Raw genomic sequence first — 16,189 nt, 5'->3', positions numbered from 1 at the left:
ACCGGCGGCGCCGGGCATGGGCTTCAAGTCAGGGTGTCGCACGGACGAGCAGCCGCCGGCTGCTGATCCGCAGCCGCCAGCCCAGCAGCAGCGCGGCCACGGTCAGACCGATAATCAGGCCGACCCACATGCCCTGCGGACCCCAGCCCAGACCCAGGCCCAGGCCGGCACCGACCGGCATGCCCACGCCCCAGTAGGCGAACATGGCGATGAACATCGGCACTCGGGTGTCCTTCAACCCGCGCAGCGCGCCGGCCGAGAGCACCTGGATGCCGTCGGGGATCTGGAACGTTGCCGCGTACAGCAGCAAGGTCGACGCCAAGGCCGCCACCGCCAGGTCGTCGGTATACAGGCCCACCACCGCGTCATGGCCAAGCAGCAGGGCGCTGATCGACACCAGCTGGGTCACCAGCACGATGGCGTAGCCGGCCCAGGTGGCCCGGCGCACCCCCAGCGGATCATTGCTGCCCACCGCATGGCCGACCCGCACCGTGGTGGCCTCGGCCACCCCCATCGGAATCATGAAGCACAGCTGCGCCACGTTGATCGCGATCTGGTGGGCGCTGGCCTCGGTGGCGCCGATGCGGCCGATCAGCAGCGCGGTGATGATGAACAGACCGCCTTCCATCAACACGGTGATGCCGATCGGCAGACCGGTACGCAACAGGTCCCAGATCGCGGCCATGCGCGGCAGCTCGAAGTGCGTGAACAGCCCGAGGTGTGCGAACCGCCGGGTCAGGGCCAGGTAGCTGGCGAAGGCCAGCGCCTGCACCCACATGGTCACGGCCGAGGCGATGCCCAGGCCTGCGGCGCCCAGCTCCGGGAAGCCGGCCTTGCCGTTGCACAACGCGTAACCCAGTGGCCCCAGCACCAGCAGGCCGCCGAAGCCGATCAGCATGGTCGGCAAGGTCCAATGCATGCCTTCACTGAGGTAGCGCATGCAGAAATACAGCGTCAATGCCGGCACACCCCAGCGGATGGCATGCAGGAAACCGGTGGCCCCGGGCACGATATCCGCGGCAATCCCGAACGCCGGCAGGAATGCCGGCACCCCGCTCAGGAACACGAACATCAGCGCACTCAGGCCCACGCCCAGCCACAGCGCCTGGCGGAACAGCGGGCCGATTTCACGCGCGCGGCCGGCACCGTTTAGTTGCGAGACCGAGGCGGTGAGCGAGATCAGGGTGCCGATCGGCACCAGCATCGGCAGCCACAGCAGCGCGGTACCGATACTGACCGCGGCAAAGGTGTCGGTGCCGTGGTGGCCGGCGATGGTGTTGTCAACGAAAGCGATCAGACCGGTCGAGACATGGCCCAGAACCAGCGGCAACGCAAGCAGACCGGTCGTCCGCACTTCGTCGAGGAAGCGCGGCGTGGCGGTGGCGGTAGACATAAGGAACAGGACAGACGCGGACTGCGGCCGGCGCGGAAAGCGCACAGGTGCCGGGTCGCGGAAGCCGCGCATTTTACATGCGCCGGCCGCAATCCGGGGCGCCGGGCCATGAACAACGGATCAACTGGCGGGCCGCACCGGCCGGTTCAGTGACCGACTTTCTCGCGCAACCACGCGCCGCGGCCGGCCGCCGACACCCCCAGCAGCTGCGCGCGCAGTTCAGCGCGGTCCTGCGGCGGGGTGCGCTGGGCGATCAGGGTCAGCTGCGCCAGCTGCTCGGGGTCGAGCTGCCGCAACAGGGTGAGCAGCGGCTCACGCTGCTCGGCCGGCACGTAGCCCAGCAGCGGCTGCAGTTTGGGATACAGCGCGCCCAGTTGCGGGCCCAGCCGCCAGCCGTCGCGATGCAACTGGTCCTGACCGGCAAAACGCGCGCGCAAGGCGTCGCGCTCGGCGGCGGACAAAGCGGCCACGCGCGCGGCGGCCTGGCGGATGCGCTGGTGCTCGCTTTCCGGCAACGCCCGCCACGCGGCATAGCGCGCGCGCAGGTCACGCTGCTGCGCAGGGACCAGCGCCGACCAGCCGGCGGCCGGATCGGTCCTTGGCGCCGGTGGTGCGGCCGGCGGCAGGCCAGGCAAGCCAGGCGGGGGCGCGGCGGCCACGGCCAGCGGCAACCACAGCAGACAGCCCAGCAGCACTCGCTCAGTTTTCCGCATCGACCGTCTCAAGGGCGGCGGTGGCCGGTTCCGGGCGGCTTGGTTGCGGCTGCGATTCGTCCACCGGCAACGGGCCGCCGGCAGCCACCCAGGCATGGAAGTCGGCCTCGCGGGCCAGTGCCAGCTCCGGATCGGCCAGCATCGCCGCATCGGCGGCAGGAACGTCGGACGCCGGCGGGGCCGGAGTACTGTCATCGTCCAGGGCTTCAACCTGGACCGGGCCGTTGTCGGTCAACACGCCATCGGCCGGCGCCGCAGCCGCCGCGCCGCGCGGGCCACCCCGCCAGGCCCACAGCGCCACCACCACCAGCAGCAGCAACGGCAGACACAGCAGCAGCCAGGTGCGCCAGCTCCAGCGTGGACGCGGCTTGCGCGCGGTGGCCGCGCGCGGGCGGGTCATCGGCGCAGCGGTCGCGGCGGCCGGTTTGGCCACCGGCGCGTCGCCGGTCAGCGATTCGCGCAGCTGTTCCAGCTGCAGCACCCGGGCCGCTGCCAGGTCGCGCACCTGGGTCTGGACCTGTTCGGCCAGCGCGCGCCAACCGGCAGCATCGGGATAGCCGCCGGCATCGAGCGGGCAGGCCCCGGCCAGCGCCTGCCGGTAGGCCTCGATCGACACTCCCAGCACCGGTGCGGCGATCGCCTCGTCCAGCCCGGCACCGATACGCAGCAGCAGCGCCAGCCGGTCGGCCGCGGCCAGCTGCTGGAGGTGACGCAGCGGCACCGGCCACTGCCCGCCCGCGGGCGGCGCCAGCAGCTGGGGGGTGCTGCACAGCAACCCCCAGAACCGCGCCGGCCAGTCCACCATGGGCAGATCGGCGGCATGGCCCGCAAAGGCACGCATCGCCACGGCCACCGCGCGGGCGGCCACGGCGTCGTCACCGGCCTGCAATTGCGCCACCACCAGCGCACGCCGCTCGACGCCACGCAAAAACGCCGCCAGCGCATTGGCGGCGGCCGGGGACAGGGGGGCGGGTGCGGCCATCATGTGAACTCCATCATCCTGCGCATGATACCCAGCGCACCTGCGCCACCGCCGTGGCCAGCATGCCGGCAGCACCGCCGCCGACCGCCCTGCCGCAACTTGTGCACAGCGTCAATACGCTGCGGTGATTTTCCCGCCCGGGCTGGGCCAGGACCGGGTTTAGCTTTTGTTTCACGAACAAGTATTTGATTTTGAAAGACTATTTTATGTGGCTATTTTTTGACCAAGTTAAGCGGAAGGCTTGACCCATCGGCTTGAGCGCGTGGAGCACCCGGCTCACCCACAGAGTTATCCACAATAAATGTGGATAAGCGGAAATCCCCAAGTACGGCCTGTGTTTACGTGCCATTTATGAATTGGTCCGGAGCACTTTCACCCAAGTGAACAGAACCGGCCCCCTGCCCGGCAACGGCTAAACTGGGCCCATGCCCGCCTGCCCTACCCTGCGCATCGCCCTGCCGGTGCCGCTGCCGCAACTGTTCGATTACCTGCCGCCGGAAAACAGTCCCGTCCCCTCCGACGGCGATGTCGGCCGCCGGGTGCGGGTACCGTTCGGCCCGCGCGAGCTGGTCGGGGTGGTCGAGGGCGTCGGCCAGGCCGAGGATCCGGCCGCCCTGCGCCCGGCACTGGCGTGGCTGGATCCGGCGCCGCTGCTGGCCGGGGAACTGGCCCGCTCGCTGCACTGGCTGGCGCGCTACACCCATGCGCCACTGGGCGAGGTGATCGCCACCGCGCTGCCGGCGCCGCTGCGCCGCGGCGAACCACTGGCCGATACCCACGGCTGGGCCTGGCAGCTGACCCAGGATGGCATCGCCGGCTTAGGCGCACTGCGCCGTGATACCCGCCCGCAACGGCTGGCCACGCTGCTGCAGGCCGGCGCGGTCAACGAGGACCTGCTCGACGACCAGCTGGAAGACTGGCGCAGCGCCGCGCGGGCCTTGCTCAAGCGCGGCTTCGCCGAGCGGATCGAGGTTGCGGCCCTGATCCCGCAGCCCAACACGCAGCCCGGCCCGACCCCCAATGCCCAGCAGCAGGAGGCGATCGAGGCGATCAACGCCGCCGACGGTTTCCAGCCGTTCCTGCTGGACGGGGTGACCGGCAGTGGCAAGACCGAGGTCTACCTGCAGGCCATCGCCCAGTGCCTGGCGCAAGGCAAGCAGGCACTGGTGCTGGTGCCGGAGATCGGCCTGACCCCGCAGACGCTGCACCGTTTCCGCAGCCGCCTGGGCATCCCCGTGCACGCGCTGCATTCGGGCCTGAACGACAACGAGCGCGCGCGGGTGTGGGCGGCGGCCAGCCGCGGCGAGGCGCGGGTGATCGTCGGCACCCGCTCGGCGGTGTTCACCCCGCTGCCGCAGGCCGGGCTGATCGTCATCGACGAAGAGCACGACGGCAGCTACAAGCAGCAGGACGGCATCCGCTACCAAGCCCGCGATTTCGCCCTGGTCCGCGGCAAGGCGCTGGAGGTGCCGGTGGTGCTGGGCAGCGCCACGCCGTCGCTGGAATCGCTGCACAACGCGCGCAGCGGCCGCTATACCCACCTGCGCCTGCAGCAGCGCGCCGGCGATGCCAAGCCGCCGGGCGTGCGCGTGTTCGATGTGCGCAAGCGCCCGCTGCAGGATGGATTGGCGCCGGAGGTGATCGCCGGGATCGGCCAGCATCTGCAGGCCGGCAACCAGGTGCTGGTGTTCAAGAACCGCCGCGGTTACGCGCCGGTACTGCTGTGCCACGACTGCGGCTGGACCGCGCCGTGCAAGCGCTGCAGCACACCGCTGCACAGCACGCCGATGACGGTGCATGGCGCTGGCCGCCGCCTGCAATGCCATCACTGCGGCGCGCGGGCGCCCGTGCCGCTGGCCTGCCCGGATTGCGCCAGCCTGGCGCTGCAGCCCCAGGGCATCGGTACCGAGCGGCTGGAAGAACGGCTGCTGCAGCTGTTTCCCGATCACCCGGTGCTGCGCATCGACCGCAGCACCACCGCGCGCCGCGATGCGCTGGAGCAGACCCTGGCCACGCTCGGCGATCAACCCGGCATCCTGGTCGGCACACAGATCCTGGCCAAGGGCCACGATCTTCCCAAACTCACGCTGGTGGTGGTGGTGGGCATCGACGAGGGGCTGTTCTCGGCCGATTTCCGCGCCAGCGAAAAACTGGCCCAGCAGCTGATCCAGGTCGCCGGCCGCGCCGGCCGCGCCGAACGTACCGGCGAGGTCTGGCTGCAGACCCACCACCCGGACAACGCGCTGCTGCACACGCTGGTCAACGGCGGCTACCACGCCTTTGCCGAGGCCGAACTGGGCCAGCGTGAAGCCGCCGGCTTCCCGCCGTTCGCGCATCTGGCGCTGCTGCGCGCCGAAGCCAAACAGGTCGAACAGGCCAACGACTTTCTCACCGCGGTAAGAAACCTGATCGCGGCCGGCAACGGGGTCGAGCGCTTCGGACCGATGCCGGCACCGATGCCGCGCCGGGCCGGTTTCCAGCGCACGCAGTTGTTGCTGTCAGCCGAACAGCGGCGGCCCTTGCATGGCCTGCTCGATGCGCTGATGGCGCAGGTGTACGCCCTGCCGCAGGCGCGGCGCGTGCGCTGGTCGCTGGATGTGGACCCGCTGGATCTCTACTGACGTCGGCCCGCCGGCACCCCGGACAACATCAGCCGGCGCATAGGCCGCGTTGTCGCCCGGGTAAGCGAAGCGCAGCCGGGATTTGCTCGATGCCGGCACGGCGGGGTTTCCCGGGTGCGGCCGTTGGCGTTGCCCGGCCTACAGACAAAAAAAGCACCGGCCGACCCTGTGCAGGCCGGCCGGAACAGGTGCAACTGTCGGGGGCGGAAGCAGCTAGAGCGTGTCGCCCAGCGTGCGCACCTGCAGCGCCTTGCGCAGGGTCGCCAGATCCGCGGCGCCGCGCACCACCAGCTCGCGGCTCTGGCCCGGCAGCAGGTCGAAGGCGTTGTCCTCGACGCTGGCCACGTTTTTGTCGAAACCGATCCAGATCCCCCGCACCAGCCCGGCGCTGCGCAGCTGCAGCACGTGGTGATCGCCCACCGCACGCAGCTCGGTCTGCAGCTGACCGGCCGCCAGTGCCTGGTCCTTGGCGGCGGTGAAGTACACCAGCCGCTGCGCCAGCAACGTCCCGTCGCGCATGAGATCGAACACCGCCACGCTGCGGCGCGGGTCGGCGCCCTGCAGCAGTTCGGCATCGCTCAACCGCGCCACCGCGGTAGCCGACTGCGGCGCCAGCGTCAGCGCCTGTTCGCGCTGCTGCAGCACGCGGCCGTCGAAATCGAGCACGCGCAGCCGCCACTGCGCCGGCAGCGGCTGCAGGCCATCGTTGAGCAGGCTCACCGACGTGTTGCCCTCATCACGCAGCGCCGCCACCGCGACCTCGGCGAAGAACCGGCGGGCGTGGTAGTGCAGCGCCTTCCAGTTGCCGTAGTAGTCCACGCTCGACCACGACGCGCCGGGCCACACGTCATTGAGCTGCCAGTACAGCGAGCCCATCGTGTACGGGCGCGAGGCACGGTGGTGCAGCGCGGCCAGCGCGATGCCTTCGGCCTGCATGGCCTGCCCCAGATAGACGAAGTCGGCGAACGAGCGCGGCGTGCCGTATTCCATCGCGATGTAATGCAGCAGGCGCGCGTTGCCCTCGCCGGCCATGAACTTCTGGTGGGCGCGGATCACCGGCCCGTCGATCTGCTGCTCGTCACGCGTGGCGAAGGCATCCACCGTGGACTGCTGCGGCCAGGCCTGCAGCCCGTATTCGGACATGAAGCGCGGGGTTTCCTTCAGGTAGGCGGTCGGCGGCAGCGCCGGCCCGCCCCAGACGTCCCAGTAGTGCTTGTCACCGCGCCGCGAGTCGTTGGCCTTGGTGTCCAGATCGTTGCTCGGCGAACTGGACCAGTACGGCACGCCAAGGCCTTCTTCGGCCACCACTGCGCGCAGGTCGTTGCCGAACAGCTCCACATAGCCCTGCCAGACCTTATCGGCGAACACCGGGTCGGCCTCCTTCAAGGTCTTGCCGTGGCCCCAATCCTTCCAGGCGGTCTCTTCCTCGTTGTTGCCACACCACAGCACGATGCTGGGGTGATGCCGCAGACGGCGGATGTTGTCGCGCGCCTCGGCCACCACATTGGCGCGGAAGGCCGGATCGAAGCCGGGCTGCATGCCGCCGCCGAACATGAAGTCCTGCCAGACCAGCAGGCCCAGTTCGTCGGCGAGGTCAAAAAAGTCCTCGCTCTCGTAATAGCCGCCGCCCCAGTTGCGGACCATGTTCATGTTCGCGTCGCGCGCGCTCTGCAGTTCGCGGCGCAGGCGCTCGCGCGTCACCCGGGACGGGAACGCGTCGAACGGAATGGCGTTCACGCCCTTGGCGAACACCGGCACGCCATTGATCACGAAGGCAAAGCCTTGGCCGCCGTCGGCGTCCTCGTCACGCTGCAGCTGTACCGTGCGCAGGCCGGTGCGGATGCTGGAAGACAGCGCCTCGCCCACACCGCTGCCGATGCGCACCTGCACGGTGTAGCGGTCCTGCGCGCCGTAGCCGACCGGCCACCAGCGCCGCGGCCGGGTGATTTCGACGGGCAGCTCCAGCGTGGTGCTGCCCGGCTGCAGCGCGACCTGGCGGCGGAGCTGCGCCACCGGTTTTCCCTCCGGATCGAGCACCGCCAGCGCCACTGGCACCGTACCGGCGGCCGCACTGTGTTCGACCTGCAGCAGCACGCTCAGCGCAGCGCGTTCGGCATCCAGCGCGTCGGTGCGCACCGCCAGATCGGTGATGCGCTGGTCATCCCAGCTGTCGATATGCACCTGCCGCCAGACCCCGGCGGTGACATAGCGCGGGCCCCAGTCCCAGCCGAAGTGATAGGCCGGCTTGCGCACGAAGTTGCCGACCATCGCGTCCTTGGGTTCATCCCCATAGGGCGAAGGATAGTTGCCGGCGATCTTGTGCGGCATTGCCTGCACCTGCGGCAGCAGCATGCGGATCGGCGAACGGAACACGATCTGCAGCTCGTTGCCGGTGGCGCGCAGCTGCCCGTCCACCCGCGCGCGCCAGGTGCGGTGCGCGTTGTCGGCCTGCAGCAGCGGCTGGCCGTTGAGGCTGACCTCGGCAAAAGTGTCCAGTCCATCGAAGCGCAGCTCGGCATGCGGACGCGCTAGCGTGGCCGCATCCACATCAAAGCGCGCGCGGTATTCCCAGTCGCCCAGCCCGATCCATTGCAGCCCCGCCTCGGCGGCACCGACGTAGGGATCGCCGATCACACCATTGGCCATCAGATCGGTATGCACACTGCCCGGCACCGTGGCCGCACGCCACGTATCCATGCCCGGATGCGCGGACAGCTGCGCATCGCCCGGCAGCAGCCGGAAGCTCCATTGCGCCTGCAACGGCGCGGCCAGCGCGGCGCCGGCCAGACCGCACAGCAGACAGGCGGCCAGTGCGCGTCGCACCCAGCCCAGTCGCGGCGCTACCGCTTGGAAATGTTGATGCGACCGCTGTTGCATGCTGCCTCCGTTGGCTGTCCTGTACGCGCCGGAACTCAGCCCGGCACGCCCTCGCGGACCACATTCAAGACTTCGTGGCAGGCGCCCATGGTGTGGTAATCGGTCTTGCCAGCCGGGCTCTTCTCGTCGCTGTATTTGCGGTTGTCCGCGTCCAGGATGCGGAACCAGGCGCCGTAGGTGTGGTCGACCAGATGCTCCCACGAATAGGCCCACAGCTTGTCGTACCACTGCCAGTAGCGCGCCTCACCGGTGCCCTGGGCCAGCAGCGCGGCCGCGGCCAGCGACTCGGCCTGCACCCAGAAGTACTTGTCGTCATCGCAGACGAAACTGTCGCCACCGATCGGCGCGCCGTCCATGCCCGGCTGGCGGCGGGTCTCCGGCGCGAAGCCGTAGTACAGGCCGCCGCGTGCCTCGTCCCAGGAACAGGCCACCGCGTTGTCGAACAGGTGCGCGGCGGTGGGCACCAGCCAGTCGGCATCGACATGGCGGTCCAGGATCATCAGCAGCTTGGCCCATTCGGTCTGGTGGCCGGGCTGGAAACCCCACGGCCGGAACAGGTGCTTGGGGTTGTCCAGGTTGTAGTTCCAGTCGATGTTCCAGTCGGTGTCGTAGTGCTCCCAGACCAGACCGCCGGCCTTGGCGGCCTGCTTGCGGGTCATGTTGTCGGCCAGCTGCAGCGCGCGGTCGAGATAGCGCTGTTCGCCACTGGCCTCGAACGCGGCCAGCATCGCCTCGCACATGTGCATGTTGGCGTTCTGGCCACGGTAGCCGGTGAAGTTCCAGTTCGCGTCGGCCTCGTCGCGGTACAGGCCGTGCTGCGGTTCCCAGAAGTGACGCTCCAGCAGCTGCCAGGTCTCGTCCATCCACTCACGGCCCTGCTCGATCCCGGCCTTCAGCGCGCAGCTGTAGGCCAGCAGCACGAAGGCCACGCCGTAGCAGTGGTTCATGTCGTCTTCGACGGCACCATCGCGCAGCGTCCAGGCGTAGCCGCCGGTGGCCGGATTGCGGTGCACGTTGCGCAGGTAATCCACCCCGTGTTTCACCGCCTCCAGGTACTCGGCATTGCCGTACTCGCGGTAAGCCATGGCGTAGTTGAAGACGAAGCGGGTACTGCTGACCAGGTGGCGGTGGCCGGCGTCATAGACGCTGCCGTCGTCACGGAAGTAGTGGAAGAAGCCACCCTGCGGGTCGATACAGCGCGGGTGGTAGAAGGCCATCGTGTCGGCGATATGCGCGCGCAGGAAGGCCGGGGAGCGGAAGTCGGGCGTGGTGGTCATGCGAGGGCATCCTGTTGCTGCAGCAGCTGCTGCACATCTTGCAGAGAAGGCATGGCGGCGAAGGCGCCCTTGCGGGTGACCGCCAGCGCGCCAACCGCGGCGGCAAAGCGCAAGGTGGCGGTGATGGCGTCGGCATCGGCGCAGAACGCGGCAAAGCCGCTGCCGGCCCCGCCACGCTCGGTCAGGCCGAACAGCACGCCGCCGACAAAGGCGTCACCGGCCGCGGTAGTGTCGACCGTCTTCACGGTGAAGCTCGGCACCACGCCCTGATCCTCGCGCGTGTACCAGCGCAATGCGCCGGCGCCATCGGTGACGATCACCCAGCGCGCCTGTGCGGCGAGCAGACGCTTGAGCACCTGCGCATCGCCGTCGGCGCCGAGCGGCTGCGCCAGATAGTCCAGTTCCTCGCGCGAGAGCTTGATCAGGTCGGCGCGTTCCAGCGCCTGCCACAGCCACGGGGTCGGATCGACCTCGGCCGGCCACAGCGCCGGACGCAGGTTCAGGTCCAGACTGACCACCGCACCGGCGGCGCGGGCGCGATCCATGCCGGCGAAGGTCGCCTCGGCGATGGCCGGCTCGGTCAGGCTGTTGGAGCAGGCGTGGAAGCAGGCGGTGTCGTCGAAGCAGGCCGCGGTGAAGTGCTCGCTGCGGAACAGCAGATCCGCCGCCGGCGGGCGGTAGAAGCTGAAGCTGCGCTCGCCATGGGCGTCCAGCGCGACAAACGCCAGCGCGGTCTTGGCCGCGTCGGTGCGCACGATGCAGTCGGTCTGCACCCCGGCTTCGACCAGGCTTTCCACCAGGAAGTCGCCAAACATGTCACGCCCCACCATGCCCGCGAAATGGCTGCTGGCACCGAGCTTGGCCGCCGCAACGGCGACGTTGGCGGGCGCGCCACCGGCGTACTGCAGGAACGCGCGCGGGGTCTCCGGCGAGGCCGGCGGCTGCGCTAGTAGATCGATCAAAATTTCGCCGAAACAAACAATCTTGCCCATCTGGCCTCAGCCTCCCTGGCTGTTGCCGACACTGGAGCGGGAACCGACCAGGCCGTAGAAAATGACATAGCCGTAGCACAGCAACGGCAATACGAAGGAATGGTGCACGCCGATGCGGTCGGCCAGCAGGCCCTGCAGGAACGGCACCAGCGCGCCACCGACGATGGCCATGATCAGCAGGCTGGACGCCTTGTTGGTCAGCGGCCCCAGACGCTCGATGCCGAGCGCGAAGATGGTCGGGAACATGATCGAGTTGAACAGGCCGGTGGCCACCACCGAGTACAGCGCGACCTTGCCCTGGCTGCCCATGGTCAGGGCCAGCAGGCCCACGTTGACCAGCGCGAACAGGGCCAGCAGCTTGCGCGGCGAGAACCGCACCAGCAGCGCCGAGCCGGCGAAGCGGCCGACCATCGCCATGGTCCAGTACAGCGACACGTAGTGGGTGGCTTCCTGTTCGCTGAAACCGCCGATGTTGGGCAGCGACAGGTAGTTGACCAGGAAGCTGCCGATGGACACTTCGGCGCCGACGTAGAAGAAGATAGCCAGTACGCCGAACAGCAGGTGCCGATGGCGCAGCGCGTCGCCGTAGCTGTGGCGAGCGCTGTCGGCCTGCTCGCTGTTCTCGGTCAATGCCGGCAGGCGGAACAGGAACACGAACAGCGCCAGGGCAAACAGCGCGATACCCAGACCCAGGTACGGGCCCTGCACCGATTGTGCTTCGGCGGTGCGGTAGGCGACCTGTTCGGCCAGCGGCAGCACGGCCAGCTCGTCGGCGCTCTTGACGGTGTTGCCCAGGATCAGCAGGCCACCGAAGATCGGCGCGATCGCCGTGCCCAGCGAGTTCAGCGCCTGCGCCAGGGTCAGCCGGCTGGAGGCGGTGCGCTCGGGCCCGAGCAGCGCGACATACGGGTTGGCAGCCACCTGCAGCACGGTGATGCCGGTGGCCAGCACGAACAGCGCGCCGAGGAAGGCGCCGTAGATGCGCAGTTCCGCCGCCGGCCAGAAGCCGAGCGCGCCGATCCCGGCGATCACCAGACCGGCGACGATGCCCTGCTTGTAGCCCAGCCGCGCGACCAGCCGCCCGGCCGGGAGCGACATCAGGAAGTACGCGCCGAAGAAGGTGAACTGCACCAGCATCGCGCGGGCGTAGTTCAGTTCGAACACCGCCTTCAGGTGCGGGATCAGGATGTCATTGAGGCAGGTGAGAAAGCCCCACATGAAGAAGATGCTGGTGGCCACCCACAAGGCCATCCGCGTGTTGACCACGGGCGCGGACGATGCCCTGGACGGCAGCGGTGTTGATGGAATCGGCATGCGGTAAGCGCCTCTGCGGGTTGATGACGGGAAAGGAAAGGGATCAGGTCAAACGCGCTGCGCTGCTTTCGCGCACACGCAGCTGCACCGGGGCCACGGTGCGCATCGGTGCCGCGTCGGGGGTGTCCAGACGCTGCAGCAGCAACGCCGCGGCCTGGCGGCCACGTTCGCGCGGATCGGCAGTCAAGGTGGTCAGCGGCGGCACAGCCACGGCCGCCTCGGAGATATCGTCAAAACCGGTCACCGCGAAATCGGTACCGGGACGGATACCGCGCGAGGTCAGGCCCAGCATCAGTCCCAGCGCCACGGTGTCGTTGTAGCAGACCGCCGCCGTGGGTTTGTCCGAGCCTTCGAACAGCTCGCCGGTGCGTTCGGCCGCTTCCAGCCGGTTCGGTGCCGATTCGATCAGCCAGTGCGGACGCGCCGGCAATCCGGCTTCGGCCAGCGCCTGCTGGTAGCCCAGACGGCGCTGGGCGCAGGAGCTGGAGGCGCCATGGCCACCGAAAAACGCGATGTCGCGGTGCCCCTGTTCGATCAGATGGCGGGTCGCCAGGTAGGCGCCCTGCCGGTTGTCCAGGGTGAGGAAATCCCACGCGGCGCCGGGCAGTTCGCGGTTGAACAGCAGCACGTTGGCATTGACGCCCAGCACCTGCTGCAGCTGGGCGGTATCGCTGCCTTCGGCCGGGGACAGGATCAGCCCGGTCGGGGTGTGTTCCATCAGCGTGCTCAGCACCGCCTGCTGCCGTTTGGGCGATTCGCCGGTGCTGCCCAGCAGGGTCACATAGCCCTTGTCACCCAGCGCCTCGTCCACCCCGGAGGCGAACTCGGCGAAGAACGGATTGGACAGGTCGTTGATCACCAGCGCGATCGAGGACGAGGTGCGCCGGCGCAGATTGGCCGCGGTGCGGTTGTAGACGTAACGCTGGCGGCGCAGTTCGGCCTCCACCTTGGCACGGGTGTCCACATTGACCAGCGGACTGCCACGCAGCACCAGCGACACCGTCGCCCGCGACACCCCCACCGCCTGGGCGATGTCGGTGACGGTGACGGCGCGCTGGCCGGCTTTGCGGGCGCCGCTGCTGGCGCCGGAAGGAGAGTCGTTCATCGTGTCCGCGGGGGTGGCAGGGAGCGCCAAGCCTATAGGATCCTGAACACGACCTGTCGCGGCCGTGCCCCGTCCTCCGGTTGTGGCGACCCGGCGGCTCACTTCAGGACGCTGCCCGGTGCGGCGCAGAACGAGACCGGCAGGTCGGAAACGGCCGTGCCCCAGCCCTGTTCCGGTGCCTGCGCGCCCAGTTCGAACGTCACCGTGCCGCCGCGCTGCAGGCGCTCCCAGTCCAGCCACACGGCCGGCTGCGGCTTGCCATCGACCTGCACACTCTGGATGTACTGCAGCGCGCGACCATCGGCGCCCGGCGCCAGCAGGTTCAGGGTGCGGCCGTTGCCCAGGGCGATCTGCGCCTTGCTGAAACGCGGGGTGTGCAGCAGGAACTCGCCGCTGCCCGGCACCGCCGGGTACAGGCCCAGCGCGCTGAACAGGTACCACGCCGACATCGTGCCCAGGTCGTCATTGCCGGTCACGCCGTTGGGCGCGTTGGTGAACAGCTGCTGCGCGGCGCGCACCACGGTGGCGGTCTTCCACGGCTGGCCGATCAGCGTGTACATCCACGGGGCATGCAGGTCCGGCTCGTTGTTGGGGTTGTAGCGGAACTGGTTGTAGTAGCTGTAGGGGCCGACCACCCATTCCTTGCGCGCGGCGGTCAGCGGGGCCTTGAGCAGTTCGTCATAGGCGAAGAACGCATCCAGGCGCTTGCCGGCCTGCTCGCGGCCATGCATCGCCTCGACCAGACCCGGCACGTCCTGCTGCGCCAGCCACTGGTACTGCCAGCCGGTGCCCTCATGGAAGCCGTGCTGCGAGCGCGGGCTGTAGTGGCCGTTGGAGGGCGTGTACCAGTTGCCGTCCTCGCCACGCGGGCGGGGGAAACCGCTGAAACCGGTGTCCTCGTCGCGCACCGTGGCATCCCACACCTTGCGCCAGTTGCGCCCGCGTTCGCGCAGCAGCGCCGCGTCGGCGTCATGGCCCAGACGGTCGGCCATGTGCGCCAGCGAGCAGTCGGCCAGCGCGTATTCCAGCGTCGCCGAGCCGCCGTGGTGCGGATCCACGTCCATACCCTTGGAGGGGAAGGCGCGGTCGTAGGCCACGTAACCCTCGGCCTGGTAGCTGGCGTTGCCCGAACGGCCGGCCATGCGCGAATTGATCGGCGGCATCTCGAAGGCGTTGCGGCGCAGCGCGTCCCACGCCTCGTTCTCGCGGCCCTTGAGCGCACCAAAGCGCCACAGGTCCACCAGGAACGGGGTGACCGGGTCGCCGGTCATGATGTTGGTTTCGAAGTTGGCGTAGCCCCAGCGCGGCAGCCAGCCGCCCTGTTCGTTGATCGCCAGCACGGTGCGGCCGATGTCGCGGGCCACCTGCGGCTGGGTCAGCGCCAGCCACTGGTTCTGCGAACGGTAGGTATCCCACAGCGAGAAGTACTCGTAGTAGGTCCAGCCGTCGGCGCGATGGATCGCATCGTCATAGCCACGGTAGCGACCATCGGCATCGCTGCCGGTCATCGGCTGCAGCAGCGCGTGGTACAGCGCGGTGTACAGCACGGTGCGGTCGTCCTGGCTGCCGCCTTCGACCTTGACCCCGGCCAGCTGCTGGCGCCACTGCTGCTGCGACATCTCGCGCATGCGGTCGAAACCGATCAGCTTGCCGCCCTGCATGCCATCGGCACGCAGGTTGTTGCGCGCGCCTTCGGCATCGACGTGCGAGATCGCGGTGGTGGCGGTGACCGCGCGGCCGTCGGCCAGATCGAAGCTCAGCCAGGCGCCGTTGGGCTTGGCCTCGCCTTCCATGCTGTGGCGCGCGCCCGGCAGGCCGCCGGCCTCGCCCCAGGTACCATGGGCCTTGAACGGGCGGTCGAACTCGACCCGGAACCAGGTAGTGTACTGGTGGCCGCCGCAGAAGCTCTTGGTGACCAGCTTGCCTTCCACCACGCGGTCGCCGACCACATCGATCACGCTGCCGATCACCGAATGGCGCTCGTTGGCCTGGCCGACGTTGACCAGCACCTGGCCTTCCTTCTGCCCGGCGGCGAAGGTGTAACGCTCGGCGGCGGCGCGGGTACGCGCGGTGGTTTCCACGTCGATGCCGCCGTAGCTGGTCAGGCGGACCTTGTAGTAGCCGGCCTGGCCGATCTCGCCGTCGTGGCTGTAGGTCGAGGCGTATTTCCTGTGGTCAAAGCTCTTGGCATCGGCGGTGTCGAAATCGCCCCCGGGGCCGATCGTGCCGGTCACCGGCAGCATGGAAACCTGGCCGCCCTGCTCCCAGCAACCGGCGCCGGAGATGAACGAGTGGCCGAAGCCGCGGATCTTCTCGTCGTCATAGCGCCAGCCGGAATAGTGGCTGCCGATCGGGCTGACCTGGATCAGACCAAACGGCGCCGATGCGCCCGGGAACGTGTTGCCGTCATCCTTGCTGCCGATGAAGGTGTTGACCTCGCGCTCCAGCGCGGTGGGCGCGGCCTGCAGCAGCGGCGCGAACGACAGCGCCAGCAGGCAGGCGACACCGGCAACGCGGCGACGGGCGGAACGGTCGAGGGGGGCAAGCGGCGATCGGCTCATGTGTGGATCCTGTGGGTCGATGTCGGTACGGCAAAAAGGGTGGCCCGGCGAACCGGGCCGCTGATACCCGACCCATCGGGGGATGGAGAGAGTGCCGGGATCAGTAAACGGATCAGGCCCGCAACGGCACCGCCCAACACCGGCATCACCGGGACTGGAAAAGCGTCATCACACGAACCTGTAAAGCAAGCAACGTGTTGATCAGACAGGGAAACCAAGCATGAAACAGTGCCGCCGCAGACAGCCGTGACTGCGTTTGCATCGCTCCAGATTCAGACCCTGATGAATTTAGATCGATCCAAGTAAACCGCGCAATTCCCGTATTTGCATTCTGCGGCGCAACATCCCGCCGCG

Annotated in this window: 10 protein-coding genes; 1 reads left to right on the top strand and 9 read right to left on the bottom strand. The window is 68.7% G+C overall.

The genetic code is table 11. The features are described from left to right. Nucleotides 1–28: 28 nt before the first annotated feature. The 3 genes from ACVOMC_RS05490 to ACVOMC_RS05480 form a co-directional block, all read right to left on the bottom strand. On the bottom strand, nt 29–1,393 hold the full coding sequence (locus tag ACVOMC_RS05490) for an MATE family efflux transporter (protein WP_481523136.1): 1,365 nt from the start codon (nt 1,391–1,393) through the stop codon (nt 29–31). A gap of 146 nt (nt 1,394–1,539) precedes the next feature. Next, nucleotides 1,540–2,106: a DUF3106 domain-containing protein gene (locus tag ACVOMC_RS05485; RefSeq protein WP_481523135.1), complete on the bottom strand. Its 567-nt coding sequence runs from the start codon at nt 2,104–2,106 to the stop codon at nt 1,540–1,542. Further along, nucleotides 2,093–3,091, bottom strand: coding sequence for a hypothetical protein (locus tag ACVOMC_RS05480; protein WP_481523134.1), 999 nt, complete (start codon nt 3,089–3,091; stop codon nt 2,093–2,095). The genes ACVOMC_RS05485 and ACVOMC_RS05480 overlap by 14 nt, the downstream gene beginning before the upstream one ends. 422 nt (nt 3,092–3,513) lie before the next feature. Here ACVOMC_RS05480 and ACVOMC_RS05475 point away from each other — a divergent pair, with 422 nt between their 5' ends. Next, a complete protein-coding gene (locus ACVOMC_RS05475) occupies nt 3,514–5,709 on the top strand; it encodes a primosomal protein N' (RefSeq protein ID WP_481523133.1) in 2,196 nt (731 codons plus the stop codon). A 213-nt stretch (nt 5,710–5,922) separates the two neighbouring features. Here ACVOMC_RS05475 and ACVOMC_RS05470 read toward each other — a convergent pair whose 3' ends face one another. From ACVOMC_RS05470 to ACVOMC_RS05445, 6 genes are all read right to left on the bottom strand, one after another. Next, nucleotides 5,923–8,586 (bottom strand): beta-mannosidase, encoded by a 2,664-nt coding sequence (locus tag ACVOMC_RS05470; protein WP_481523132.1) that lies wholly within the window; start codon nt 8,584–8,586, stop codon nt 5,923–5,925. Nucleotides 8,587–8,621: 35 nt separating this feature from the next. Next, on the bottom strand, nt 8,622–9,863 hold the full coding sequence (locus ACVOMC_RS05465) for an AGE family epimerase/isomerase (protein ID WP_481523131.1): 1,242 nt from the start codon (nt 9,861–9,863) through the stop codon (nt 8,622–8,624). Further along, nucleotides 9,860–10,855, bottom strand: a complete 996-nt coding sequence (locus tag ACVOMC_RS05460; protein ID WP_481523130.1) for a carbohydrate kinase family protein — start codon at nt 10,853–10,855, stop codon at nt 9,860–9,862. The genes ACVOMC_RS05465 and ACVOMC_RS05460 overlap by 4 nt, the downstream gene beginning before the upstream one ends. A 6-nt stretch (nt 10,856–10,861) precedes the next feature. Next, entirely contained in the window at nt 10,862–12,106 is a 1,245-nt protein-coding gene (gene fucP, locus ACVOMC_RS05455) for an L-fucose:H+ symporter permease (RefSeq protein WP_481523325.1), read from the bottom strand. A 106-nt stretch (nt 12,107–12,212) separates the two neighbouring features. Continuing rightward, nucleotides 12,213–13,274, bottom strand: a complete 1,062-nt coding sequence (locus tag ACVOMC_RS05450) for a LacI family DNA-binding transcriptional regulator (protein WP_054659882.1) — start codon at nt 13,272–13,274, stop codon at nt 12,213–12,215. Between the two features lie 98 nt (nt 13,275–13,372). Beyond that, nucleotides 13,373–15,835 carry a GH92 family glycosyl hydrolase gene (locus tag ACVOMC_RS05445; RefSeq protein ID WP_481523129.1) on the bottom strand — a complete coding sequence of 821 codons (2,463 nt, stop codon included), beginning with the start codon at nt 15,833–15,835 and terminating at the stop codon, nt 13,373–13,375. Nucleotides 15,836–16,189 lie beyond the last annotated feature (354 nt).

Source organism: Stenotrophomonas sp. STEN014 (assembly GCF_056760315.1).
The sequence above is the reverse complement of the archived record's forward strand: the minus strand, read 5'-3'. Positions and strand labels throughout refer to the sequence as shown.